The organism is Paraburkholderia sp. RAU2J (assembly GCF_003634845.1).
Classification (GTDB): domain Bacteria; phylum Pseudomonadota; class Gammaproteobacteria; order Burkholderiales; family Burkholderiaceae; genus Paraburkholderia; species Paraburkholderia fynbosensis.
The window spans coordinates 1,835,734-1,860,013 of the sequence record NZ_RBXG01000002.1 but is presented as its reverse complement, the minus strand read 5'-3'; the positions used below and the strand labels follow the sequence as shown (position 1 = coordinate 1,860,013).

Genomic DNA, 24,280 nt, shown 5'->3' with positions numbered 1-24,280 from the left:
CGCCCGCCGAATGACGCAATGCTGCAAGTGCCGGGCCAGTTTGCACGGGTACATGACTCGCAAAGGACACGCTTCGTATCACCGGCGTGACACAGAATGTGTCGCATCGCGTGGCGCAACCGGTTCACGCGTGCCACATGCGTGGCATCGCGCGGCATTGGTCATGAGCCCGCAACGGCCGCCTCGCGACGCGCGACTCGCGCAGCCGGGCTCGCGTGCCGCGCGCCACCCCCATGTGAGCCATGGGCTGTTCATCGGCACCACGGTCGGCATGGAATATGCGTTAGCCGTTAATGCGCCGCGAAGCCCGACGTCGAATCGGGACAGCGCGTAAATCGTTACCTGCACTCGAGAAGGCGCGCACGATGCGTGCGAGGTAGCGTGGGTCATTCGTGAGTTGAACAGCAGGACAATTCTGGAGGAGACATGAACTTACGCACCACGGTTCTTGGGCTCGCGATCCTCGCATCGGCAGCCTTTAGCTCTATCGTCGCACAGGCCGATCCGCAGCTCGACGGCCTGATGAAGAATCCATCCAACTGGGCAACCCAGGCGGGCGATTATGCGAATCACCGCTACAGCCCGCTCAAACAGATCAACGAGAACAACGTCGGCAAGCTGCAGGTTGCCTGGACCATGTCGACTGGCGTGCTGCGTGGCCATGAAGGCTCGCCGCTCGTGATCGGCGACACGATGTATATCCACTCGCCGTTTCCCAACAAGGTCATCGCGATCAATCTGAAGGACCAGACGTTCGCCTGGCAGTATCAACCGAAGCAGGACGAGCAGGTCGTCTCCGTGATGTGCTGCGATACCGTCAACCGCGGTCTCGCTTACGGCGACGGCAAGATCTTCCTGCAGCAGGCCGACACCAAACTCGTGGCGCTCAACGCGAAGACAGGCGATGTGGTCTGGACCGCGCAGAACGGCAACCCGAAAGCGGGTGAAACCAACACCAACGCGCCGCACGTTTTCGGCGACAAGGTGGTGACCGGCATTTCGGGCGGTGAATTCGGTGTGCGCGGTCGGCTCATCGCGTATGACATCAAGACCGGCAAGCCGGTCTGGACGGCGTACAGCACGGGCCCCGACAACGAAATGCTGCTCGACCCGCAAAAGACGATGACCTACACCGACGGCCAGATGGTGCCGGTCGGCGCGGATTCGTCGCTCAAGTCGTGGAAGGGGGATCAGTGGAAGCTGGGCGGCGGCACCACGTGGGGCTGGTATGCGTGGGACCCGAAACTCAACCTGATCTACTACGGCACCGGCAATCCAGGCACATGGAACCCGACGCAACGTCCGGGCGACAACAAATGGTCGATGTCGATCTTCGCGCGCGACCTGAATACCGGCATGGCCCGCTGGGTCTATCAGATGACGCCGCACGACGAATGGGATTATGACGGTGTCAACGAAATGATCCTGTCCGACCTGAACATCGGCGGCAAGAAGGTGCCGGCGATCGTCCACTTCGATCGCAACGGTTTCGGCTACACGCTCAATCGTGAAACCGGCCAGTTGCTCGTCGCGCAGAAGTACGACCCGGCGGTGAACTGGGCCGATCGCGTCGACATGAAGAGCGGTCTGCCGATCCGTAACGCGGCGTACTCGACCCAGGCAGCAGGCTCGGATCACAACGTGAAGAACATCTGCCCGGCGGCGCTCGGTTCGAAAGACCAGCAACCGGCCGCGTTCGATCCGAACACGAACCTGTTCCTCGTGCCGACCAACCACGTCTGCATGGACTACGAGCCGTTCGATGTCGACTACGTGTCGGGACAGCCGTATGTCGGCGCCACGCTGTCGATGTATCCCGGCCCGAACGAGAACAACGCGATGGGCAACTTCATCGCGTGGGATGCGAGCAAGGGCAAGATCGTCTACTCGAAGCCGGAGAAGTTCTCGGTGTGGTCCGGCGTGCTCGCCACGGCCGGCGGCGTGGCCTTCTACGGCACGCTCGAAGGCTACCTGAAGGCAGTGCGCATCAAGGACGGCAAGGAACTGTGGCGCTTCAAGACGCCGTCGGGAATCATCGGCAACGTCTTTACCTATGAGTACGGCGGCAAGCAGTTCGTCGGCGTGTACTCGGGCATCGGCGGCTGGGCCGGCATCGGCATGGCGGCCGGTCTGGAAAAGTCGACCGAAGGTCTGGGCGCGGTCGGCGGCTATCGTGAACTCGCGAAGTACACCGCGCTAGGCGGCACGCTCTTCGTGTTCGCGATCCCGAGCGAAAAGAGCTGAACCACCGGAGCGGATTGATACGCATGGCCGGCGCGTCCGTTGTACGGAGGGCGCACCGGCCGGCGTCCCAGTCCGTCCCGGCACACGAATCACCCCACGCGCGCCCGTTGCGCCGATGCGTCGACCGCACGCATCGGGGGCGCCGTTCATCCTGAAGGAGACATGTGCATGAAAGGCCGATCAATCTTGTTGCTCGCGACACTGCCCGCGGCACTTGTCCTGCTACCCGTCGGGTACGCTCAGAACAACCCCTCGATTGCGCAGGTCGCATACAAGGTGGTCGACGGTAGCAAGGTCGACAGTAATACGCTGCAGGGGTGGAAAACATGGCGCGCGCTCGCTTGCGAACGCTGCCACGGCGCGCAGCAGCAAGGCATGGTGGGGCCGTCGCTGATCGACGCGTTCAAGACGCTCGACAAGACCGAGTTTCATCGCACGGTGTTCGGCGGCCGGGTGGAGAAGGGCATGCCCGATTTCAGCACGAGCCAGATGATGCAGAAGAACTGGGAAAACCTCTATGCCTATCTGAAAGGGCGCTCCGACGGCCAGATCAAGCCGGGCGATCTGCAAGCCATCGATGCTAAATGAGGCCGGCGCAACTCTTTCGGAGGCTCACGATGCGTCATAAAAAAAGAAGCATGTCCGTGCACGCCGCGCTCAGCGCGGCCGCGCTCTGCTGCGCGGCGCTCGCATGCGCGGCGGTCAGGGCGGACGGCCCCGCGCTACCCAACAACGACGGCGCGGACGGCATCCTCAGAGTGTGCGCGGACCCGAACAACATGCCGCTGTCCAACAGTAAGGGCGAGGGCTACGAGAACCGCATCGCCAGCCAGATGGCGAGCGATTTCGGCTACAAGCTCGAGTACACCTACTTCCCGCAGCGCATGGGCTTCGTGCGCCACACGTTGCGCGAGAAGGAGGAGGGCAGCGATCGCTTCAAATGCGACCTGATCATCGGCGTGCCGAAGGGTTACGACATGACCTCGACGACGCAGCCGTATCTGCGTTCGACCTACGCGATGGTGTTCCCTAATCGTCCCGAATTCGCCAGCATCAAGACGCCCGACGACCTGCTCAAGCTGCCGCCCGAACAGTTGCACAAACTGCGCTTCGGCATCTTCTCGCAGACCCCGGCGGTGGACTGGCTGCTCAGCCACAATCTGATCGAGCAGGCGGTCTCGTACCGGGTGCAAAGCGGCGATCCGCAGGAGTACCCCGGCCAGATGATCGAACACGACCTGAGCGCGGGCAACGTCGACGTGGTGTTCTTGTGGGGGCCGATCGCCGGTTACTTCGCGAAGCACGCCGGCGACACGGTCAGACTCGTGCCGTTTCCCGCGGGGCCCGGCATCCGTTTCGACTATGCGATCTCGATGGGCGTGCGTTACGGCGAGAAGGCCTGGAAAGACAAGGTGGATCAATGGATCGGCGCGAATCACGACAAGATCGACAACATCCTCACCAGCTACCAGGTGCCGCTGCTCAAACCGGTCGACGTACCGGCGGCCAAACCCGGCGACGCGTCGCCATGATGGCTGCACGAAGCGCTTTGCTTCGCGCGGCGGCGGCATGGATGACGATGTTGGCGATGTGCGCCGTGCCGCTCGCCGCGCACGCGGCGGACGCGCCGGGCACCGGCGCCATCACGCAGGCGGAACAGCTGATCTTCACGACGGATCATCTGCACGGCGTCGCTGCGCAGACCGAGCTCGACTACGCAATGGTCGACTCCGAAAAGCCGTCGCGCAGCGCCGATCTGGTCAAGGTGCTGGTGCTCAGCGCGGATAACGCGAAAGGCGACGCCGAGGTGTCGGACCATAGCGGCAGCGTGCCGTTGCCAAACGGCGGGCTGCAATGCAACCCCGTGATCATCTATTTTCTGGAGCGTGACATCACGGAGATGCAGGGTCTGACCGGCGGGCAGCGGCGTTATTTTCAGCAGCGCCTGCGCCTCGCGCTCGCGGCCGGACCGCAAATCGAGAGTGTGACGGCCGACGCCGGCGGCAAGTCCGTGCGGGCCCGGCGCGTCGTCGTGCAGCCGTATCTGCACGACCCGAACGCGGAACGTTTCGCTCAGCTCACGGGCAAGCGCTACACCTTCCTGCTCGCCGACGACGTGCCGGGCCAGGTCGTCCTGATTCGCACTGATGTGCCGGGCGCGAACAACGACTTCGCGCATCCGGCGCATTCGGAGACGCTGAGCTTCCAGTCGGTACTGCACAAGTTGCCGACACCGGGCAAAGCGCCGCTGAAGTCGTCGAATGCGCCGAGGGCGGGCCGTTAGCGCGGCTACCCGTGGTTGCAGGCGTGGCTAGCCGCGGGCCGCACATTTGCGCGGCCGTGCCATGTTACGTCCGCGGCGCGCCCTTCAACTTCCACAAGGACTTGACGCATGTTGATCGACACCGACGACTACGCCCCGACACTGAAGCAGGCCATCGGCGAACTCGGCGCTGCCGCGCCGGCCACGCTCGCCGGCTTCCAGGCGCTCGACGGCGCCGCTGCCCGCTCCGGCACGCTGGACGCGAAAACGCGCGAGCTGATCGCGCTGGCGGTCGCCGTCACCACCCGTTGCGACGGCTGCATTGCGCTGCATAGCGCCGCCGCCGCGAAGGCGGGGGCGAGCCGGGACGAGGTGGCGCAGGCGCTGTCGGTGGCGATCGCGCTGAACGCCGGCGCGGCGCTGGTCTATTCCGCGCGCGCACTCGACGCCTTCGGTCAGCAAAGCGGCTAGCTCACATGCAGACCGCGCGCTTCGCGACGAACCGGGTCAAGCTGAACTTCATCCGCTCATTGACCCTGCGGCAGTTGCAGATCTTCGTCGTGGCGAGCCGCTATACGAGCTTTGCCCGCGCGGCCGAGGAACTGCATCTGACGCAGCCGGCCGTCTCGATGCAGATTCATCAACTCGAAGATGCGATCGGGCTGCGGCTGTTCGAGCGCGTCGCGCGCAAGCTCACGCTGACCGAAGCGGGCGAGATGCTGACGCACCACGCGAGCCGCATTCTCGGCGAGATCAAGGACGCCGAAGATGCGATGACCTCGCTCAAGCAGGCCGACAGCGGCTCGATCAACGTGGGGATCGTCAGTTCCGCGACGTACTTCGCGCCGAAACTGCTCGCGCTCTATTCGCATCTGTACCCGAAGGTCGACGTGCACTTTTCGGTCGGCAATCGCGATGCGCTGCTGCGGCTCTTGCAGGACAACGCGATCGATCTCGCGATCATGGGACGCCCGCCCCCCGAACTCGATACGACGACCGAGCCGCTCGCGAGCCATCCCCAAGTGGTGATCGCGCCGCTGAGTCATCCGTTGTGCGGTGCGCGCCGCTTCGATCTGCAGGAGTTGCGCGGCGATACGTTCCTGTTGCGCGAGCCCGGCTCGGGCACGCGCATGGCCGCCGAAGTGATGTTCCGGCAGCATCTGTTCACACCCGCGAAAATCGTCACGCTCGGCAGCAACGAAACCATCAAACAGGCGGTGATGGCGGGCATGGGCGTGAGCCTGATCTCGCTGCATACGCTGCTGCTGGAACTGCGTACCGCCGAGATTGCATTGCTAGACGTGAACGGCACGCCGATCGAGCGCACCTGGCAGATCGTTCATCTTCGGTCCAAGCAGTTGTCACCGACCAGCGTGGTGTTCCGCCAGTTTCTGCTCGATCATGCGGCGACACATCTGGAGCACGAGTACGCGCCGTTTGAAAAATTAGTGGGCGTGGCGGGCTCAGTGGCCGGCGCGGGGCTTGTCAAATGAGGCGGCGGTTTTCGTCGCTTGCGTGGCTTGGGCGTGGTGTGCGCGTGTCGTGCGTCATCGTGGCCGTCGTCGCCGGATCCGGGTGGGGTGTAGCGCCCGCGTGGGCCGGGCCGGTTTCGATTGCGGTGATGAACTGCGTTCTGATCGACGACAACGCCGCCTACAACGACGCCGAGACCAATCGCATCCAGGCGGCGCGCATCGGCATGATCAGCGATGCCGTGCGCGCGCAACTGGACGCGAGCCAACGCTACCGAGTCGCCGACAACAGCCGGGCGGCCGGGCTGATCGCGAAACTCGGCGCGGAGCAGGACCTGTTCACGTGCGACAACTGCGCACGCCAGGTCGGGCGCGAGTTGGGCGCTCAACAGGCGGCAGTCTGCTGGGTCCAGAAAGTCAGCAACCTCATTCTCAATCTGAACCTGCGCGTGGAAGACGTCGCGAGCGGCAAGACCCTGTTCCAGCGCTCGGTCGACATTCGCGGCAACACGGATCTTTCATGGCGCCGCGGCGCGACGGCACTCGTCGGATTACTCGTGGAGGCAGACGCCGCGCATGCGTCAGGCACGCACGCGGCACCGTGACATTGACGCGAATCCGCAGCTGCAGGGGTGCGCCAATGGCACAGTGTGTACCCGAATGTCGTGACAGGATGACAACGATCCGGCTGCGATGCGGCGCTCCATGCGGTTCAGCGTAACCGGCATAAACCGTGCTTGAACGGATGCCGATGCAAGCAGACGCAGCTGGCGTCGACGAGCGCACGGATAGAACAGAACCCGAAAGACAGGCGCGTTTCGCCGGTCCGGCACACAGCGTCCGCCGCACGATAATCAGCAGGGCATACGGAGGAGATCGCATCGATGAGTTCTGGCGAACAGCTTCAGGACTGGCGTCTTCACGCACTGCAAATCGAAAGCGAAGTCGCCAGGGTTGTCATCGGCCAGCAGCAAACGCTGCGGCTCCTCAACGTCGCACTGTTCGCCCGGGGCCATGTGCTGCTCGAAGGCGGTGTCGGCGTCGGCAAGACGACGGTGTTGCGCGCGTTTGCGCGGGTGGTCGGCGGCGAGTTCGAGCGCGTCGAAGGCACCATCGATCTGATGCCGGGCGACCTCGTCTATCACACGTACGTCGACGCCGACGGCAAGCCGCGTATCGATCCCGGCCCGCTCCTGCGTCACGGTGAGCAATTGACCACGTTCTTCTTCAACGAAATCAATCGCGCCCGTCCGCAGGTGCAGTCGCTATTGCTGCGCGCGATGGCCGAGCGTTCGGTCTGGGCGTTCGACCGCGAACACCGCTTCCCGCATATGACCGTGTTCGCCGATCGCAACAAGGTCGAAAAAGAGGAAACCTTCGAGCTCGCCTCGGCCGCGCGCGACCGCTTCCTGTTCGAGCTGAACATGCCCACGCCAGCCGAGCCGGACGTCAGGCGCGCGCTCGTGTTCGACACCATGTTCCATGACGTCGACGTGCTGCTCGCACAGCTGAAGCCCGCCGTCGTCGCTTGGGAACAGTTGAACAGCGTCGGTGCGGCGATCCAGCAAGGCGTACAGGCGAGCGCGACGATCGAACGCTACGCGCTCGACATCTGGCAGGCGACGGAAACGCCGCTGCGCTTCGGCATTACGCTCGACGGCGTCGACATGCAGCAGCTGATTCTCGCCGGTGCGAGTCCACGCGGCATGAGCGCGCTGCTGCGCGCCGCCCGCGTGGTCGCGTGGCTCGCGGGACGCTCGCATCTGGTTCCGGAGGATATCCACGAGGTGCTGATGCCGGCGCTCGGTCATCGGGTCTTCTTCACGCCGATCTACGAACTGCGCCGCCAGGAGCTGGCCGAAGCGCTGATCGCGCAGATCATGGCCAAAGTGGCCGTGCCCTGATGCGTCCCGAACCATGAACGGCACAGCAGAATTCCACTACCGTTTGCCGACCCGCGCCGGCGGCGCGCGGCCGGGCTCGCATCCTGGTTCGAGCTTCGGCTCCGGCCAGCAATTCGCGATGCACGGGCGCCTCTTCGACTACCCCGATCCGCGCCGGCTGGACTTGCGCGCGAGTGTGCGCGCGGCGCGCTCGGAATGGCTCGTGCGGGTTCATCTGCAGCGCGTGGCGGTGCCGGTGGTGGTGATCGTCGATGTGTCGGCGTCCATGCAGTTCGGCTCGCGTCGAACCAAGTTGCAGGTTGCCGCGGACTTTGTCGAGGCGCTGGGTTATAGCGCGTTCCGGGTCGGCGACCGGCTGGGCATGCTGGCCTTCGATGCCGGCGCACGCGACGATCTCTTCATGCCGGAACGCTACGGCCGGGGCACCGGCAATCTGCTCGCGACGATGCTGCGCACATGCGCGACCCAGCCAGCGGGGCGCGGCGGCATCGACGGGCTGCGGCGCTGCGCGGCGCGTCTTGCTGGGCGGCAGGCGCTGGTGTTCGTCGTGTCCGACTTCCACTGGCCGCTCGCGCAGATGCCGGCCGTGCTCGACATGCTGGTTCATGCGTGCGTGGTGCCGATAGTCGTGTGGGACGAGGCGGAAATCTCGCCGCCGCGCAACGGCCCGCTGCTGGCCGTCAATGATGCCGAGTCGGGTGAGGAGCGCAGCGTGTGGCTGCGCGGCAGCATCCGCGAGCGCTGGCGCGAGGGCGTCGTGCGTCGCCGCGCGGAACTCGGCGCGACGTTCGGCTCGCGCGGCATGCGGCCGTTCTATCTCGAAGGGGCGTTCGATCCGGAAGCCATGTCGCGCTATTTCCTCGAGGCGACCGTATGAGATCTGGCGGGATTCGGATCGACATCGCGCGGGGTGGCTGGTCAGCTCACATGCTGCTCGCCGTGCTGATCGTGCTGATCGTGCTGATAAGCGCTACGCACGCGGCCACTGGCAATGCCGCCACGGCGGTGCCCGCCACAGTCGAACAGCCGCGCGCATTCGGCTACGTGCTCGGCGATGTCCTCACGCAACGCGTGCTTCTGCAAGCGGGTGGCCGTGACGTGGGCGCGGTCACGCCGCCGTCGGTTGGTCGCACCGGGGTCTGGCTCGAACGCAGGCCTGCGTCGTTCGAAACCGATACCGACGGGCGCCGCTGGATGGTGATCGGTTATCAGGTCGTCAATGCGCCGCAAACGCTCACCAAAATCGTATTGCCCGCGTTGACGCTGAGCTCGGCAAGCGGCGCGCAACTGCAGGTGGCCGAATGGCCGGCGAGCGTCGCACCGCTGACGCCGCCGGCCGTTTTCGCCGACGGCGACCTGCAGCCGTTGCGCCCCGATCGCGGGGCACCGTTGCTGCCCACCGCCGGCTTGCGTCGCCAGATCGCGTGGGCCTTGGGTCTATTGCTCGCGACGTTGCTGGCGTGGGCGGGATGGTGGGCCTGGCGCAACCGGCGCGAGTCGGACCGCTTGCCCTTTGCGCGCGCATGGCGGCAGATGCGGCGGCTCGAAGGTGGGCAAGCCGCGGCGTCGAAGGACGCGTGGTTCTGCCTGCATCGGGCGCTGAACGAAACCGCGGGACAGGTCGTGCATGCGGGTTCGTTGCCGGGTCTCTTTGCACGTGCGCCGTATTTGCAGCCGCTGCGCACGCAACTCGAACACTTCTATCAGGTGTCGGCCGAGCGCTTTTTCAAGCCCGTTCCGGACGCCGCCGAGTTTCCGTTGCAGACGTTGTGCCGTGCGCTGTATCGGGCCGAACGGCGTCACCGGCGATGACCATGGCCCTCGACTTCGCCGCTCCGTGGATGCTGATCCTGCTGCCGCTCGCCGTGCTGCCGGTGCTGCCGCGGCGCAGCGATACGCTGCCGTTTTCCAGCGTCGCGTGGCTGCCGCCCGATCATGTCGGACGCTGGGTGGGATGGCTCGCGCGCGTCTGCGGCGTGCTGGCGATCGCGGCGATTGTCGTCGGACTCGCCGGGCCGGGGCGCTCGCAACTGCAGGTGCCGCGCACGGGCAGCGGCGCGCAGATTCTGATCCTGATGGATCGCAGCGCCAGCATGGACGAGCCGATGGCGAGTCCCGGCGTCGAGTCGCCGCACGGCGACTCGAAAAACAAAGTGGCGCGCGCGTCGTTGACGAGCTTCGTGAGCCAGCGCCCCAACGACCGGCTCGCGTTCATGATGTTCGGCACCAGTCCCGTGCTGGCGATGCCGTTCACTTACAATCATCGCGCGATCGACGATGCGATCGCCGCCACGGCGATCGGACGCGGCATGCCGGACACGCAACTCGACCGTGGCATGCTGGCCGCGCTCGATCAGTTCGAAGGCCGCCCGTCGTCGGGCCGCCGCGCGATCGTACTCGTCTCCGACGGCGGCGCGCGGCTCGACGAAACGGTGCGGCGGCGCATTCAGGCGAGCCTGCTGCGCAACCAGATCGCGCTGTACTTCATCTACTTGCGCAGCGGCGTCTATAGCCCTGATCTGAACGCCACGCTGCCCGCCGGCGAGGCGTCGGCCGAAGCCGAATTGCATCGCTATTTTCTGTCGCTTCCGACGCCTTACCGGCTTTTCCAGGCGGGCGACGCGAAGGCGATGATGGCGGCCGTCGCCGAAATCAACCGGCAGCAGAATGCGTTGACGTCGTTTGTCGAGCATTTGCCTCGCCAGGACTGGAGTCCGTATTGCTTCGCGGTCGCGCTGTTCTGCGCGGCCATGCTGATGGCAACGCGTCTGTTTCAGGTACGGAGCTGGGCATGAGGCGCACGCTCATTCACGCCGTGTTCGCGACCGTGGCGCTGGCCTGCGCCGGTTTCGCCGTGTATAGCTGGACACGCCTTCAGCACGCCACCGAGCTGAATCAGGCCATTGCGGCCGCGAGCAGCGATGCGCGTGAGACCCGCGCGGCCCATTCGGCCCATCCGGCCCATCCGAACGAAGAGGCGCCACAGGTTCTGCTGGCGCGCGCGACGGCACTCTCGAAAGCGGGCGCCTACGACACGGCGGCGCGGCTCTACGAAAGTTTGATCCACGACCATCCCGACGATCTCGGCCGCACGGCGCTGTTCGATCTCGGCAATATGTATCTGCGCGAGGGAGGCGGCGAGGGCGCGTCGAACGGCATCAGGTCGATCGCAATGGTCGGCGAGGCCAAGGCGCGCTACCGGCTGCTGCTGCGCGCGTCACCCGGCGATTGGGACGCGCGCTATAACCTCGAACGCGCGCTTTGGCTCGCGCCTGAAACGCCAACCGCGCTCGACGAGCCGGATGTGAAAGAGCAGCACAACGTGAAAGTGCGCGACCCTGAGAGCAAGGACTTGCCGTGAGCGCCGGGACCCGCAAGCCCGGCTTCGCGAGGGTGCGTCACTGGTTGACGCCGTTCGCGCTCGTCGCGTTGATCGCGGCGGTCGTGATGCCGGACGTGACGCTGCCGCGCAATACCTTCGACTACATCGTGACGTTCGATATCACGCAAAGCATGGACGTCGAGGACGTCGTGCTGAACGGCGCGCCGGTGAGCCGGCTCAAGTTCGCGCAGGCCGCGATGCGCGACGCGCTCGGGCGGTTGCCGTGCGGCTCGAAGGTAGGCTGGAGCGCATTTACCGGGCAGCGCACCTTGCTGTTGCTGGCGCCCCTCGAGGTGTGCGGCAACTACGACGCACTGCTGGTGTCGCTCGACGGTATCGATGGACGCATGCGCTGGACCAACTGGAGCCGTATCGCCGAGGGCGGGGTTTATTCGGCGGTGCGCGTGGCGCAGGAGGTCGGTCGTGGCGCGGCTGTCGTGTTCATCACCGACGGGCAGGAGGCGCCGCCTTTGCCTGCATCGCGCGCGCTGATGCGGGATCTGAATCCCGCGCGGATCGAAGGGTGGCTGATCGGCGTGGGGGGCGACCAGCCCGCGGCCATTCCGAGGACCGACATCGACGGCAATCGCATCGGTTACTGGCAGGCCGACGACGTGGTACAGGTGCCCGCTTTGCCGGGGGCCGATCCGCGGATCGAGACGCATGAGGAGCTTTCCGAGTTGCGCGGTCAGTATCTCGCGTTCGTGGGTGGGCAGACCGGGCTCGGTTATCGCCGGCTCTGGGCCACGAATGCGTTGGGCGACGCGATGCTCGACGTGCGCCTCGCTCATCGCGAGCCGGTGCCGGTGGATTTGCGCTGGATTCCCGCGCTGTTTGCGTTGTTGCTGCTGGTGGGGCGGTTCGTGCCGGATGTCGTCTGGACGTGGCTGCGCATTGGGCGCGATGCACTGCGGCAGCTGGCGGCGAGGATTTTGTCGGCGCTGGCGGCGCGCTCGCCGGAGCGTGCGGTGGTGGAGCGGCCGCGAGCGGAGAGGTTGCGGGTGACGGAGGCAGACGTTTGAATTTTGCTTGATCTCGGGGAACGAGGTTGGCCGTACAGCTGGTCTGAGTTCGTCAGCCTGAAGCGCCCTGTCGAGGTGACTGTCGTGACGATGCGGCCTGACGGGCGGCGCGACCAATGACCCGGATCGTTGGGGCGATTCAGCGTGTCCGGCATGTTTTCATGCATGGCAATGCATTCAATGAGATCGACTCGCTGCGTGAGCCCATGCCGTTGTCAGGTTCGGGAGATATCGGCTTCGTCGGTGTGGCGCGCTGGCCGATGTTCGATAGCGCCACTGGCACAGCGACCGCCCGCACTGGCGCCAATACCCCCGCCACCGCCATCCACTGAAATCGCAGTTGCGCATGAGTAGGGTCTTTGGGAGAGCGAGAGCTTCCGGTATGGCGAATTGCCCAAACAGCCGGCTCGTGAACGGGCGCCGGCCGCGATCATTCATGTTTTCGGCAACGCGAGTTTGCCGCGACGCTTGCGCGGCTTCGGTTCGACTCCGATACGCTCGTCGCGGGCCATCACCAGGGTCGTCATCTGTTCGACGACGATTTCAAACGCCGGATCGTTCTGCGAGATGTACAGCCATTTTCCAAGCACGGGATGCGGCCGCAAAGCCGGCATCTCGGCGATGAGCGCGGCGTGACGCTCTTTCGATGTGCAGACCAGCAGGCCATTCCAGGGCTCGCGACGGTCGGCGGCGATCAGACACAGCAGGCCGTCGAAATAAGCGGCAGCACAGCCGAACATCTGCTTCTGGACGAAGGTCGAATCGCGCTCAAACGCGTCGAATATCCAGACGAGCGAATTGCGGATCGAAGAAGGCATCTCGGAGAAGTCCCGGTAATAGGAGCGACGACAAGCTTACCCAATATTGTGTCGGTGTTTGTCCCGGCTCCGATGGATCGGAACGGGCCGCGCGCCGGTGGTCGTCGTCCGCAAGCGGGTGCGCCAATCTCAGTTCGCTCCCTCGAATCGTGAAAACCCGCTATCCACCCCCTTTTTTGTCGAGCGGGGGCCGGTGTCCACGGCAATCAGAGCCAAGGCAACGGCGCAGTGCACCGAGAAAGTGAGTGAGCGTGATGAAAAACTGTTTCGACTATCAGCTGATTGAGCGCTTCGGTTATGGCATGGCCGTCTATATCACGGCGAAGGCTTCAGCCATGCAACGCCGCACGGATGCGTGCCATGTCGAGCGCAAAGCGGCCGCTCGCCGTTTGCTTGAGAACGTGAGCATCGACGAGATCGTTTCTGTCTTGCGGGGGAAGGGGCAGATTTGCGTCTGATCGCCGATGCCGACGTCGGGTTTCAGTGCTTCACGAACGCATGCAACAACCGGTTGAAAGCGCCCGCATTCGACACGTTCATTCCGTGCGAAGCGCCTTCGATGGTCTGCCGTTCGGCATAGTCGATCCATGTGGAGAGCTTTTCCACATTGTTGCGGAACATGCGCGGACTCTTTTGCCCATCGATGAGCAGGGTCCGGCACTTCACATCGCGTGCCGTTTCGTGGGAGTAGGCGGGCAAAGGGTCGCGCAGTTGCTTGGGCAGCGTGTCCGCATTGTCGATCGCCATCGCGCGGAATGCAGCCGGGCTCTTGCGCCACGCGCCGGGCATGCTCACCGAGTCGACGAAAAGCTCGAGTCCCTCGTCGATCTGCTGGCTCTCGATCAGTTCGGCGACACGCGCACGCAGTACGTTGGTGGAGGCGGGCAGGGCCGCCGGCGTCATCCCTTCGACGTGCAGCGGACCGCCCGGGTCCGCGAGCGTGAGCGTCTTCACGAGCCGCGGATAGTCACGCGCAACATTGAACGCGACGCAGCCGCCGCGCGAATGGCCGACGAGATGCACGGGGCCGAGATCGATCGCCTCGATGAATTCGGCCAGTTCGGCCACATGCGTCTGCCAGCCGAACTCGCTCTGGATGCAAGCCTCGCTGGCCGGCCAGTAGTGGCTCAGACTCACCGAGATGCAGCGGAAGTGCTGCGACAGCGCAGCGGTCTGCGCGCTCCAGTACCGATAGTCGCAAAGCGAGCCGTGCACGAACAGCAGCGGTTCGCCCTCGCCACACTCGACATACGGTACGCAGATGCCCGATGCGATGGTCGCAAAGGATATTTCCGGTACGGCAAGCACTGCGAGGTTGGTACGGGCGTTCATTGACTGGCTCCTTTGCCCGCACTATGCCCGATTCCTTTGGCTTGGAAAATCGCGTAATATTGATCGAATCCATCAATTTTTCTGATAGTGGCTTGCGCACATGAAGGCTCTCGATCTCGACGTTCTGACCATGATTGTCGCCGTCGCCGATACCGGCAACATCAGCCGGGCGGCGGAGGTCGTGCATCGCTCGCAATCCGCGGTCAGCATGCAGATCAAGACGCTCGAAATCGCGCTGGGCAAACCGCTCTTCGTCCGCAAGCCGAGAAGCGTGAGCCCGACCCAGGACGGCGAAGTACTGCTCACCTACGCGCGCCGCATGCTGGCGTTACGCGACGAAGCCTGGGCTGCCGTGGTTCGGCCGGACGTGACCGGCCGCGTGAGCATCGGGGTGCCGGACGATTACGCGTCGTCGCTGCTGCCGCCGATCCTCAAGAAGTTTTCCGCGACCTACCCGAAGGTGGAAATCCGGGTGGTGGGTTTGCCGAGTGTGGCGCTCGCGCCCATGGTGAAGGACGGTTCCGTCGATCTCGTGTGCGCGACGCGGGTCAAAGGACTGTCGGGCGAGTTCATCCGGCTCGAACCCATGGAGTGGGCCGCGGCGCCGGGCGCCGATGAAATATGGCGCGAGCGGCCGTTGCCAATCGCCGTGTTCCTGCCTGGCAGCGTCGCGCGGGAAAACGCGATTCGCAGCCTCGAACGTGCGAAGATTCCGTACCGGACGTCGTACGAAAGTCCGAGCCTGCTCGGACTGCTGTCGATGGCGGAAGCGGGGCTCGCCATCGTGCCGCTCGCGCAATGCGCGGTGCCGGCCCACTTCGCGCGGCTCGGGCGTACGCACGGATTGCCCGAGATTCCGGCGCTGGAGATGGTGCTTGCGCGAAGTACGGCGTCGAATCGTCCGCCGTGTGATTTTCTGGCGGAGAAGATCGTCGCGGAGTTGAGGCGCTAGCCGCGCGATCGTTCGGCATGGGCGCGAAGCTGTGCATCCACCCGCGCCGGGTGGATGCGAACGAGCGGGGCTTTTTGCCAACCGAAGCGGAGTGCGCGCGGGCGAAGAAGATCGCCGGTCAACTGCAAGCCCATTGGCCGCGCGCAAGCTATCGCAGCGGGTCGATCCCAACCTCACCCACAAGCCGGTTTGGCCTTCTTGCAAGCATCGGCCAACTGCGGCGGCGGATCTTTTTTGAACACGGTCTTATAAGACTCGAGCACGTTCGCCTGAACCACCGGCAGGGACTGCACACCGATCCACGCCGGCGGCGTCTGTCCGATGAGCGCCTTCATCATCGCCGTGGCCTCGGCCACGCCCTGATCATACGGACGTTGCGAACCGGTCGCCTTGAGCGGTCCGCCCTTGGCGATCTCGATCGCGGACTGAAGACCCAGATCGACCGTCGTCATTGGAATATTCACGCCTTGTGCGCGCATCGACGTCAGCGTGTCGAGCGCCGGTTGGTCCCAGACAGCGAACAGCCCCTTCACGTCCGGATTGCCGGTGAGAAAATCGCCCGCGATTTGCCCCACTTTCGACGGGTCTGTAAAGGCAACCTGTTTGATCTTGATGTCCGGACGATTCTTCTTGATCCAGTCGTTGACGGCTTTCGTGCGCTCCGTCGTGCTGAAGTAATCGACGCCGAAATTCACGAGCCCGATCGTCGCGCCCTGCGGCACGCACGACGCGAGCACCTTCGCGGCGATCTGGCCGTTGCCTTCGCTGTCCGCCGAAATCATCGACGCGTATTGCTCCGGATGCTTCAGGCCGGTCGGCACGTTGTCCATGAACACGAGCTTGATGCCGGCGGCGGACACTTTCTTGTACGTGGCGGCCGTCGCCGTGCCGTCGACCGGAATAGAGATGATGCCGTCCGGATGGCGCTGGATCGTGTTCTCGATATCGGCGATCTGTTTGTCGACCTGGTACTCGGCTGAAGCCGTGCCGATCACATCCACGCCGTATTTCTTCAGCGTATCGGTGATGCCTTGCACCTGCAATTGCGACCAGTCGAGGTTCATGGTCTGCATCGAAATGCCCACCTTGAATTTGCCGGCCTTGATCTTCGCGATATCGGCGTCGGTCAGCTTGATGGCATCCACCGAGGCCGCTTTTTCGCCGTTCGGTCCTTGCCCGACGATCGTCTTCGGGCCGATCGACCCTGCGGTCAGGCTGGTCACGCATTGCGCCCAGGCGCCCGGCGAAGCGAGCGCCACGACGGCAGCCGCCGCGAGAACGCCGGTTAGAACATTTATCGAGCCACGACGATGTTTCATGATTCTCCTCCGTTGGTTTTTCCTGTCGGTGTTACGTCTCCAGCCATTCACAAGAACCGGGGGCAGGTGATATCGCGCGTGCTCGGCGTGTCCCGCATTACTTCCGGGTAAACGCAACCGCCGCGACGATGATGACCCCCTTGATCACGAGTTGCAGCGACGAACTGACGCCGAGCAGCACGAGCCCATTGTTGAGCGTGCCGATGATGAGGCTGCCGAGCAGCGTGCCGAGCACGAAGCCGCGCCCGCCAAACAGGCTGCAGCCGCCGAGCGTCACGGAGGCGATCACATCGAGTTCGAGTCCCTGCACGACGTCGGGGCGTGCCGCATGCGAGCGCGCGGAGAGCACGAGCGCGGCGAGCCCGGCCAGCGCGCCGGTGAGAATGAAGGCGAGGGTGGTCACGCGCCGCGTGTTGATGCCGGAATAGAGCGCGGCGGTCGGATTGCCGCCTGCCGCGTAGATCTGCCGGCCGAACACGCTGTAGTGCAGCAGCAGGATGCCGGCGATCACGGCCAGCGCGGTCCAGATGATCGGCACCGGCACGCCCGCAATGTCGCCTTCGCCGAAGATCGCGATGAACGAGTCGTTGGTGATGATGACGGGCTTGGTCGTCGTGACCATCAGGGCCAGTCCGCGCGCGGCGCTCAGGGTGCCGAGCGTCACGAGAAACGACGGAATAGTGAGCCGCGTGGTCACCACGCCGTTGATCGCGCCGACAAGCGCGCCGGTGCCGATGCCCGCGATCGCGCCGATGACCCAGTTGTCGCCGACGTACGTCATGGCGAGTGCCGCGGACATGCCCGATAACGCGAGGCTCGATCCCACCGACAGATCGATCTGCCGCGCAATGATCACGAAGGTCATGCCGATCGCGACGATCGACACGAGCGCGGTCTGCCGGCCGATGTTCAGGAAGTTGTCGATCGATAAAAACCACGGCGAGGCGAAACTGAAGACCACCAGCAGGATCGCGAACGCGCCATAGAGCGCGTAAGGCCGGTCGCCTTGCAGCAGCAGTTGCGCAATGCGCCGCGCGCGGCTTCTCTGCGCTAGCGATGCCTGCCGTTTGGCCGTCAGCGGCGAGACGGAATCGTTCATGTTGCGTGCGCTCCGACGGACGTCCCCTCGGGAGACTCGATGGAAGAACGGGACAGTTGAATCAGGTGATGAAGCGCTTCGGCGTTGGCGAGTTCGGCACGCTCGACGGTCTTGACGATGCAACCGTCCGCGACGATCGAAATGCGGTCGCACAGGCGCAGGAGTTCGTCAAGGTCCGAGGACACGACGAGCACGCCGGTGCCCGCCTGGGCGGCGTCATGGACCACGCCGTAGATTTCCTCGCGCGCGCCGACATCGACGCCGACGGTCGGCTCGTCGAGCAGAAGCAGCTTGGGACGCGGGTGATTCCACTTCGCGAAGACCACCTTCTGCTGGTTGCCGCCGGACAGGAACTTGACCGCGGTCGAGGCGCCGGGCGCCTTGACGGATAGCTCTTTCATGGAGCGCTTCGCCTGTTGCACGGCCGCCTGGCTGCGCAGCCATCCCCAGCGGGAAAAATGCGGCAGGCGCGGCAAGGTGAGGTTGCGCTCGATCGAATGGTCGAGCACGAGTCCTTCGAGATGGCGATCCTCGGGGACGAGCGCGATACCGAGTTGGATCGCTTCGGCGGGCGTGTTGCGCGAGCGGGGTTGACCGTCGATTTCGATCGCGCCCACTTCGATCTTGCGAATCCCGAAGATGGTCTGCAGGATTTCACTGCGGCCACTGCCGATCAGGCCCGCGAGACCGTGAACCTCGCCGCCGCGAACCACGAGGTCAACATCGTGAAGCCGGTCATTGCTCACGTGCGAGAGCCGCAAAACGGGTGCGCTATCCGCACTTCGCGCGGCGCTGGTTGGCGTTGTTGCGGCAACCGGCACCTCGTCGGTCACGCCGACGGCAGTCTCCTCTCTGGCATGCAGAGCCGCATGGCCCGAACCGACGATCGCCGCGACCAGTTGCTTCATGTCGGTGTCGGAGGTCTGGAACACGCCGGCGTTGGCGCCGTCACGGAAAACGGTGACGCGCTGCGAAATCCGGAACACCTCGTTCAGCCGATGCGTCACGTAAATCACGCCCACGCCGCGATCCGTGACCGCGCGAATCGCGTCGAACAGGATCTGTTCCTCGCCGCCCGTCAGCGCCGACGTCGGTTCGTCGAGAATCAGCACCCGCACGTCGCCCATCAACGCTTTGCAGATCTCGGTCATTTGCCGATAAGCGAACGGCAACGCGCCGACCGGCGTGCGCGGATCGAGCGGAATGCCACGCGAGCGCAGAAATTCGCTAACGGTAGCCATCAGCTGGCGGTTCTTCACGAAACCGAGACGCGTGCGGGGCTCGCGCCCCAGCATCAGATTGGCGCCGACCGACAGCGATTCGACGAGGCTCAAATCCTGGTAGACCACCGCGACGCCCGCCGCACGCGATTGCGCGGGCGAGTCGAACGCCACTTTCTGGCCGTCGATCTCGATGGCGCCGTCGTCGTAGGTATGAACGCCGCTGAGGATCTTGATCAGCGTGGACTTGCCCGCGCCGTTTTCGCCGAGCAGCGCGTGAACTTCGCCGGGCAGTACCTCGAGGTCGACGCCGCGCAGCGCCTGCACGCCGCCAAACCGCTTGGTGACGCCCGCAACACGGATCAATGGAACCTGACGAGATGGCGCGGCCGCAACCGCATCCGGCTCATTCATCTGGCTTGTCTCCTTCGTCGATGCGACGAAATTTTTTCTGTGCGCAGCGCGCCGGTCACCGCCGATGTTGTGATCCTCGCATCATGAATTTGGTGCGTCAATCACATTCATCGCGCTTTGACGCCCTTAAGCGTCTGCTTATGTGAAGATTGCGTCGCAATGCTTGTTATGATTCTATCAATCGTTGTAGCATAAGTGCGAACAAATTGTCGGCGGCTGTTGTGCGCTGCGCCAAATTTCCGGATGTCCCATGCCTGAAGCTCCTTCGTTGTCTTCGTCGGTCGTCGCGCTGCGCGGCGGGCCGCTCATCCATCCGGTGCGCAATCCGGGCACGCCGTTCGACGCGTCATGGCTGGACGGATTGCGCGTCAACCAGTCCGCGGTGGAACGGCGCACGGCCACGCTGGCCACGCGCCGCACCGTCAAGAAGGATGCGCAGGCCGCGTGGCTGTTGAAGGCCGTCACCTGCATCGACCTGACGACGCTGAACGGCGACGACACCGAAGGCCGCGTGCGCCGCCTGTGCGCGAAAGCGCGCCAGCCGGTGCGCGCCGATCTGCTCGAAGCGCTCGGCATCGCGCCGCAGGGCATCACCACGGGTGCGGTCTGTGTGTATCACCGCTTTGTCGCGGCGGCGGTCGACGCCTTGCGGGGCAGCGGCATTCCGGTCGCGGCGGTATCGACCGGTTTTCCTGCGGGCCTGATTCCGCACCCGCTGAAGCTCAAGGAGATCGAGGCGTCGGTGGCGGACGGCGCAATGGAAATCGACATCGTCGTGACCCGCGAATATGTGCTGACCGGCAACTGGCAGGCGCTGTATGACGAAGTGCGCGACTTCCGGGCGGCCTGCGGGCCGGCGCATCTGAAGACGATTCTGGCCACCGGCGACATCCGCACGCTGTCCAACGTCGCCCGCGCATCGATGGTCTGCATGATGGCCGGCGCCGATTTCATCAAGACCTCGACCGGCAAGGAAGGCGTCAACGCGACGCTCGACGTCTCGCTCGTGATGGTGCGCATGATCCGCGAATATGAAGCGCGCACCGGCGTGCAGATCGGCTTCAAGCCGGCGGGCGGCGTGTCGAACGCGAAGTCCGTGCTGTCGTACCAGATTTTGATGAAAGAAGAACTGGGCCGTCCGTGGCTCGAACCGGAGCTGTTCCGGATCGGCGCGTCGAGCCTGCTGGCCGATATCGAACGCCAGCTCGAACATCACGTGAGCGGCCGTTACTCCGCTTTCAACCGTCATCCCGTAGCCTGAACCCAAGACCGATCCCATGAGCGTAGCCGAGTATTTTTCATCGATGGAGTACGGTCCCGCACCCGAGGACGATCAAGCCGCGCGCGCGTGGCTCGCGCAGCATGAGGCGAGCTTCGGGCATTTCATCGGCGGCGCGTGGCATGCGCCCGCCGCCGGGGAGCGCTTCGTCTCGCACGCGCCCGCGACGGGCGACCGGCTCGCGGACATCGCCCAGGGCGACGCGGCCGATATCGACGCGGCGGTGGCCGCCGCGCGTGCCGCGCAGCCGGGCTGGCTCGCGCTGGGCGGCGCGGGACGCGCACGGCATCTGTACGCGCTCTCGCGCATGGTTCAGCGTCACAGCCGGCTGTTCGCGGTGCTGGAAGCGCTCGATAACGGCAAGCCGATCCGCGAAACACGCGACATCGATATCCCTCTTGTAGCAAGACACTTTCTGCATCACGCGGGTTGGGCGCAGTTGCAGGAGAGCGAGTTCGCCGACTATGCGCCGCTCGGCGTGGTCGGCCAGATCGTGCCGTGGAATTTCCCGCTGCTGATGCTCGCGTGGAAGATCGCACCGGCGATCGCAACCGGCAATTGCGTCGTCCTGAAGCCTGCCGAATACACGCCGCTGACCGCGCTGCTGTTCGCCGAACTCGCGCATCGGGCCGGCTTGCCGGCGGGCGTGCTCAACGTCGTGACGGGCGATGGCCGCACCGGTGCCGCGCTCGTCGAGCACCCGCAAGTCGACAAGATCGCTTTCACCGGTTCGACGGAAGTCGGGCGCTCGATCCGCGCGGCCACGGCCGGCACGGGCAAATCATTGACGCTCGAACTCGGCGGCAAATCGCCCTTCATCGTGTTCGACGACGCGGACCTGGACGGCGCGGTCGAAGGCGTGGTCGACGCGATCTGGTTCAACCAGGGGCAGGTCTGTTGCGCGGGCTCGCGGCTGCTCGTGCAGGAGGGGATCGAAGCACGCTTCATCGCAAAGCTGAAACGCCGCATGGCGACGCTGCGGGTGGGCACGTCGCTCGACAAGAGCATCGATATCGGTGCGATCGTCGATCCGGTGCAACTGGAGCGTATCCGGTCGCTCGTGGAAAGCGGGCGGCGCGAAGGCTGTGCGGTGTGGCAATCACAGGAAACCTCGCTGCCGTCCGGCGGCTGCTTTTATCCACCGACGCTCGTGACCGGTGTCGCACCGGCTTCCGTCCTCGCGCAGGAAGAAATCTTCGGCCCGGTGCTCGTGACGATGAGCTTTCGCACGCCGGACGAAGCCATTGCACTCGCCAACAACTCGCGCTATGGACTGTCCGCAAGCGTCTGGAGCGAAACGATCGGCCGCGCGCTCGACGTCGCGCCGCGCCTTGCATGCGGTGTCGTGTGGGTCAATGCGACGAACCTGTTCGACGCGGCGGTCGGCTTCGGCGGCTATCGCGAATCGGGCTACGGCCGCGAAGGCGGACGCGAGGGCATATACGAATACCTGAAACCGCGTGCGTGGCGCAATCTTGCGCAGCGTCAGGCGGCGCGGCGCGGCGAGCAATCGGCTGGTGCCGTTATGCGCGCTCCGTTGGCGGATGTCGCATCGATCGTCACATCAATCGACCGGACTGCGAAGCTGTTTATCGGCGGCAAGCAGGTGCGCCCGGATAGCGGCTACTCGTTGCAGGTTCGCGCACCGGATGGCACGCCGGTGGGCGAAGTGGGCGAGGGCAATCGCAAGGACATTCGCAATGCGGTCGAGGCGGCGCGCGCGGCACAGAAGTGGTCGCTGGCGAGCACGCATAACCGCGCGCAGGTGCTCTTCTATCTGGCCGAGAACCTTGCCGTTCGCGCCGATGAGTTCGCGCGGCAACTGGTGGTGCGCAATGGCGCGACCGAAGCGGCGGCGCGGGCGGAAGTGGACGCATCCGTCGCGCGTTTGTTCAGCTACGCCGCGTGGGCCGACAAGTTCGACGGCGCCGTGCATACGCCGCCACTGCGCGGCGTCGCGCTGGCGATGCACGAGCCGCTCGGCGTGATCGGCATCGCCTGTCCGGACGAGGCGCCGTTGCTTGGCTTCGTTTCGCTGGTGGCGCCCGCGCTGGCGATGGGCAATCGCGTGGTCGTGTTGCCGGGCACGGCGTGTCCGCTGACGGTCACTGATTTCTATCAGGTCGTCGAAACGTCGGATGTGCCCGCTGGCGTGCTGAACATCGTCACGGGCGAACGCGCGGCGCTGCTGCCCGCGCTTGCCAGACACGACGATGTCGACGCCGTCTGGTGCTTCGGCGAGGCCGCGGACTCGACGCTGGTCGAGCGCGAGTCGGTCGGCAATCTGAAGCGCACCTTCGTCGATCACGGCCGCCAGTTCGACTGGTTCGACCGGGCAAGCGAAGGCCGGCCGTTTCTGCGTCAGGCCGTGCAGGTAAAGAACATCTGGATACCGTACGGAGACTGACGGGCAACGGTACCGAACGGATCAACAACACGCACGCCAACCAGAAAATGGAGGAGACAACGTGCTGAAGAATCTGGATCTGCAGTTGAATGCCGACGTGCTACGAGCACGCCGGGCATCGAATGAAACCTCCCTGAACGAAGCCGCCCGGGAGGAACACGAATGAACACGTCTTCGCGCAGGAACGGACGCGTCGTCATTCTCGGGATCTACGTCACCGACCTGACGTTTCGCGCCGCCCGCATGCCCGTGATCGGCGAAACGATCGTGGGCACGGCGTTCGCGATGGGACCGGGCGGCAAGGGCTCGAATCAGGCCGTGGCGGCTGCGCGCGCGGGCGCCGAGGTGGTGTTCTGCACCCGCATCGGCAACGACGCGTTCGGTGAGATTGCGCGCGCGACGTGGGCGAGGGAAGGCATCACGGCGCGCGCCTCGGTGATCGACGGCGTGTCCACGGGCGCGGCGCATATTTTCGTGGACGACACCACCGGCATGAACGCGATCATCGTCGCGTCCGGCGCGGCCGGCACCATGAATGCCGCCGATGTCGACGCGATCGAAGCGGACATCGCCGCCGCGAGCGTGTTCGTCACGCAGCTCGAACAGCCGCTCCCCGCCGCGCGCCGCGGGCTCGAAGTGGCGCGCCGCCATGGCGTGATCACCGTGTTCAATCCGGCGCCCGCGATGTCGCTCGACGACGACATCTTCCCGCTGTGCGACTACATTACCCCGAACGAAACCGAAGCCACCGCGCTCACCGGCGTGCCGATCGCGAACGCCGACGACGCGCGCCGGGCCGCCGACGTGCTGCTCGCCAAAGGTGTCGGCGCGGCGATCGTGACGCTCGGCGAGGCCGGCGCGCTGCTGCACTCGGCGACTCGATCGGTCCTCGTGCCGGCCTACCACTGTGGCCGCGTGGTGGAAACCGCGGGTGCCGGCGACGGCTTCACAGGCGGCTTCGCAGCGGCGCTCGCGCGCGGCGACGACGCGATCGCCGCAATGCGATTCGGTTGCGCGCTTGCGGGCATCTCGGTGACGCGTCCGGGCACGGCGCCTTCCATGCCGAAGCTCGATGAAGTCAAGCGCGTATTGAACCAGCCGGCGGACCTGTCCCAGTCATCCTGACCGTTTGCGAAGATTCAAGGAGATCGTC

Annotated in this window: 24 protein-coding genes; 19 read left to right on the top strand and 5 right to left on the bottom strand. The window is 64.9% G+C overall.

The annotated features are described in order from the left end of the window. The first annotated feature begins 426 nt into the window (after positions 1-426). The 14 genes from B0G69_RS25730 to B0G69_RS40725 all read left to right on the top strand — a co-directional run bounded on the left by B0G69_RS25730 (position 427) and on the right by B0G69_RS40725 (position 12,619). Positions 427-2,244, top strand: a complete 1,818-nt coding sequence (locus B0G69_RS25730) for a methanol/ethanol family PQQ-dependent dehydrogenase (protein ID WP_121322223.1) — start codon at positions 427-429, stop codon at positions 2,242-2,244. A 168-nt stretch (positions 2,245-2,412) separates the two neighbouring features. Next, the gene (locus B0G69_RS25725) at positions 2,413-2,832 is read left to right on the top strand and encodes a c-type cytochrome (RefSeq protein WP_042325673.1); all 420 of its coding nucleotides are present in this window, start codon (positions 2,413-2,415) and stop codon (positions 2,830-2,832) included. 29 nt (positions 2,833-2,861) lie between these two features. Next, positions 2,862-3,776 (top strand): substrate-binding domain-containing protein, encoded by a 915-nt coding sequence (locus tag B0G69_RS25720; protein ID WP_199731332.1) that lies wholly within the window; start codon positions 2,862-2,864, stop codon positions 3,774-3,776. A gap of 56 nt (positions 3,777-3,832) precedes the next feature. Next, entirely contained in the window at positions 3,833-4,528 is a 696-nt protein-coding gene (locus B0G69_RS25715; protein ID WP_241991553.1) for a hypothetical protein, read from the top strand. A 111-nt stretch (positions 4,529-4,639) separates the two neighbouring features. Beyond that, on the top strand, positions 4,640-4,978 hold the full coding sequence (locus tag B0G69_RS25710; protein WP_121323881.1) for a carboxymuconolactone decarboxylase family protein: 339 nt from the start codon (positions 4,640-4,642) through the stop codon (positions 4,976-4,978). Between the two features lie 5 nt (positions 4,979-4,983). After that, the gene (locus tag B0G69_RS25705) at positions 4,984-6,000 is read left to right on the top strand and encodes a LysR family transcriptional regulator (protein WP_121322217.1); all 1,017 of its coding nucleotides are present in this window, start codon (positions 4,984-4,986) and stop codon (positions 5,998-6,000) included. 128 nt (positions 6,001-6,128) lie between these two features. Further along, positions 6,129-6,584 carry a DUF3280 domain-containing protein gene (locus tag B0G69_RS25700; RefSeq protein WP_241991466.1) on the top strand — a complete coding sequence of 152 codons (456 nt, stop codon included), beginning with the start codon at positions 6,129-6,131 and terminating at the stop codon, positions 6,582-6,584. A gap of 279 nt (positions 6,585-6,863) precedes the next feature. Next, positions 6,864-7,883 (top strand): MoxR family ATPase, encoded by a 1,020-nt coding sequence (locus tag B0G69_RS25695; protein ID WP_121322213.1) that lies wholly within the window; start codon positions 6,864-6,866, stop codon positions 7,881-7,883. 13 nt (positions 7,884-7,896) lie between these two features. Then, entirely contained in the window at positions 7,897-8,760 is an 864-nt protein-coding gene (locus B0G69_RS25690; protein ID WP_121322211.1) for a VWA domain-containing protein, read from the top strand. 50 nt (positions 8,761-8,810) lie between these two features. Beyond that, a complete protein-coding gene (locus B0G69_RS25685) occupies positions 8,811-9,695 on the top strand; it encodes a calcium incorporation protein MxaA (RefSeq protein ID WP_121322209.1) in 885 nt (294 codons plus the stop codon). Beyond that, positions 9,692-10,678, top strand: a complete 987-nt coding sequence (locus tag B0G69_RS25680; RefSeq protein WP_121322207.1) for a vWA domain-containing protein — start codon at positions 9,692-9,694, stop codon at positions 10,676-10,678. The genes B0G69_RS25685 and B0G69_RS25680 overlap by 4 nt, the downstream gene beginning before the upstream one ends. After that, entirely contained in the window at positions 10,675-11,244 is a 570-nt protein-coding gene (locus B0G69_RS25675; protein ID WP_121322205.1) for a tetratricopeptide repeat protein, read from the top strand. The genes B0G69_RS25680 and B0G69_RS25675 overlap by 4 nt, the downstream gene beginning before the upstream one ends. After that, positions 11,241-12,287, top strand: coding sequence for an MxaL protein (locus B0G69_RS25670; protein ID WP_241991465.1), 1,047 nt, complete (start codon positions 11,241-11,243; stop codon positions 12,285-12,287). The genes B0G69_RS25675 and B0G69_RS25670 overlap by 4 nt, the downstream gene beginning before the upstream one ends. A gap of 116 nt (positions 12,288-12,403) precedes the next feature. Then, the gene (locus B0G69_RS40725) at positions 12,404-12,619 is read left to right on the top strand and encodes a hypothetical protein (protein ID WP_147440772.1); all 216 of its coding nucleotides are present in this window, start codon (positions 12,404-12,406) and stop codon (positions 12,617-12,619) included. A gap of 102 nt (positions 12,620-12,721) precedes the next feature. On the opposite strand, the gene B0G69_RS25665 is transcribed toward B0G69_RS40725, so the two are convergent. After that, positions 12,722-13,105, bottom strand: coding sequence for a hypothetical protein (locus tag B0G69_RS25665; RefSeq protein WP_121322202.1), 384 nt, complete (start codon positions 13,103-13,105; stop codon positions 12,722-12,724). A 254-nt stretch (positions 13,106-13,359) separates the two neighbouring features. Between B0G69_RS25665 and B0G69_RS25660 the strand changes: the two genes are divergently transcribed. Continuing rightward, positions 13,360-13,563 carry a hypothetical protein gene (locus B0G69_RS25660; protein ID WP_121323880.1) on the top strand — a complete coding sequence of 68 codons (204 nt, stop codon included), beginning with the start codon at positions 13,360-13,362 and terminating at the stop codon, positions 13,561-13,563. A 22-nt stretch (positions 13,564-13,585) separates the two neighbouring features. Here the strand turns inward: B0G69_RS25660 and B0G69_RS25655 are convergent, their stop codons facing one another. Continuing rightward, complete coding sequence (locus B0G69_RS25655; RefSeq protein WP_121322200.1) at positions 13,586-14,437, bottom strand: alpha/beta hydrolase; 852 nt, start codon at positions 14,435-14,437, stop codon at positions 13,586-13,588. A gap of 100 nt (positions 14,438-14,537) precedes the next feature. Between B0G69_RS25655 and B0G69_RS25650 the strand changes: the two genes are divergently transcribed. After that, positions 14,538-15,389, top strand: a complete 852-nt coding sequence (locus tag B0G69_RS25650) for a LysR substrate-binding domain-containing protein (RefSeq protein ID WP_199731330.1) — start codon at positions 14,538-14,540, stop codon at positions 15,387-15,389. Positions 15,390-15,562: 173 nt separating this feature from the next. Here the strand turns inward: B0G69_RS25650 and B0G69_RS25645 are convergent, their stop codons facing one another. From B0G69_RS25645 to B0G69_RS25635, 3 genes are all read right to left on the bottom strand, one after another. Continuing rightward, a complete protein-coding gene (locus B0G69_RS25645; RefSeq protein WP_121322198.1) occupies positions 15,563-16,708 on the bottom strand; it encodes a substrate-binding domain-containing protein in 1,146 nt (381 codons plus the stop codon). A 97-nt stretch (positions 16,709-16,805) separates the two neighbouring features. Further along, positions 16,806-17,807, bottom strand: a complete 1,002-nt coding sequence (locus B0G69_RS25640) for an ABC transporter permease (RefSeq protein WP_121322196.1) — start codon at positions 17,805-17,807, stop codon at positions 16,806-16,808. Beyond that, a complete protein-coding gene (locus B0G69_RS25635) occupies positions 17,804-19,441 on the bottom strand; it encodes a sugar ABC transporter ATP-binding protein (protein ID WP_121322194.1) in 1,638 nt (545 codons plus the stop codon). The genes B0G69_RS25640 and B0G69_RS25635 overlap by 4 nt, the downstream gene beginning before the upstream one ends. Before the next feature lie 250 nt (positions 19,442-19,691). Between B0G69_RS25635 and deoC the strand changes: the two genes are divergently transcribed. The 3 genes from deoC to rbsK all read left to right on the top strand — a co-directional run bounded on the left by deoC (position 19,692) and on the right by rbsK (position 24,252). Then, positions 19,692-20,702, top strand: coding sequence for a deoxyribose-phosphate aldolase (gene deoC / locus B0G69_RS25630; RefSeq protein WP_121322192.1), 1,011 nt, complete (start codon positions 19,692-19,694; stop codon positions 20,700-20,702). Between the two features lie 16 nt (positions 20,703-20,718). Then, a complete protein-coding gene (locus B0G69_RS25625; RefSeq protein ID WP_121322190.1) occupies positions 20,719-23,127 on the top strand; it encodes an aldehyde dehydrogenase family protein in 2,409 nt (802 codons plus the stop codon). 162 nt (positions 23,128-23,289) lie between these two features. Further along, complete coding sequence (gene rbsK, locus B0G69_RS25620; protein WP_121322188.1) at positions 23,290-24,252, top strand: ribokinase; 963 nt, start codon at positions 23,290-23,292, stop codon at positions 24,250-24,252. The last annotated feature ends 28 nt before the right edge of the window (positions 24,253-24,280 follow it).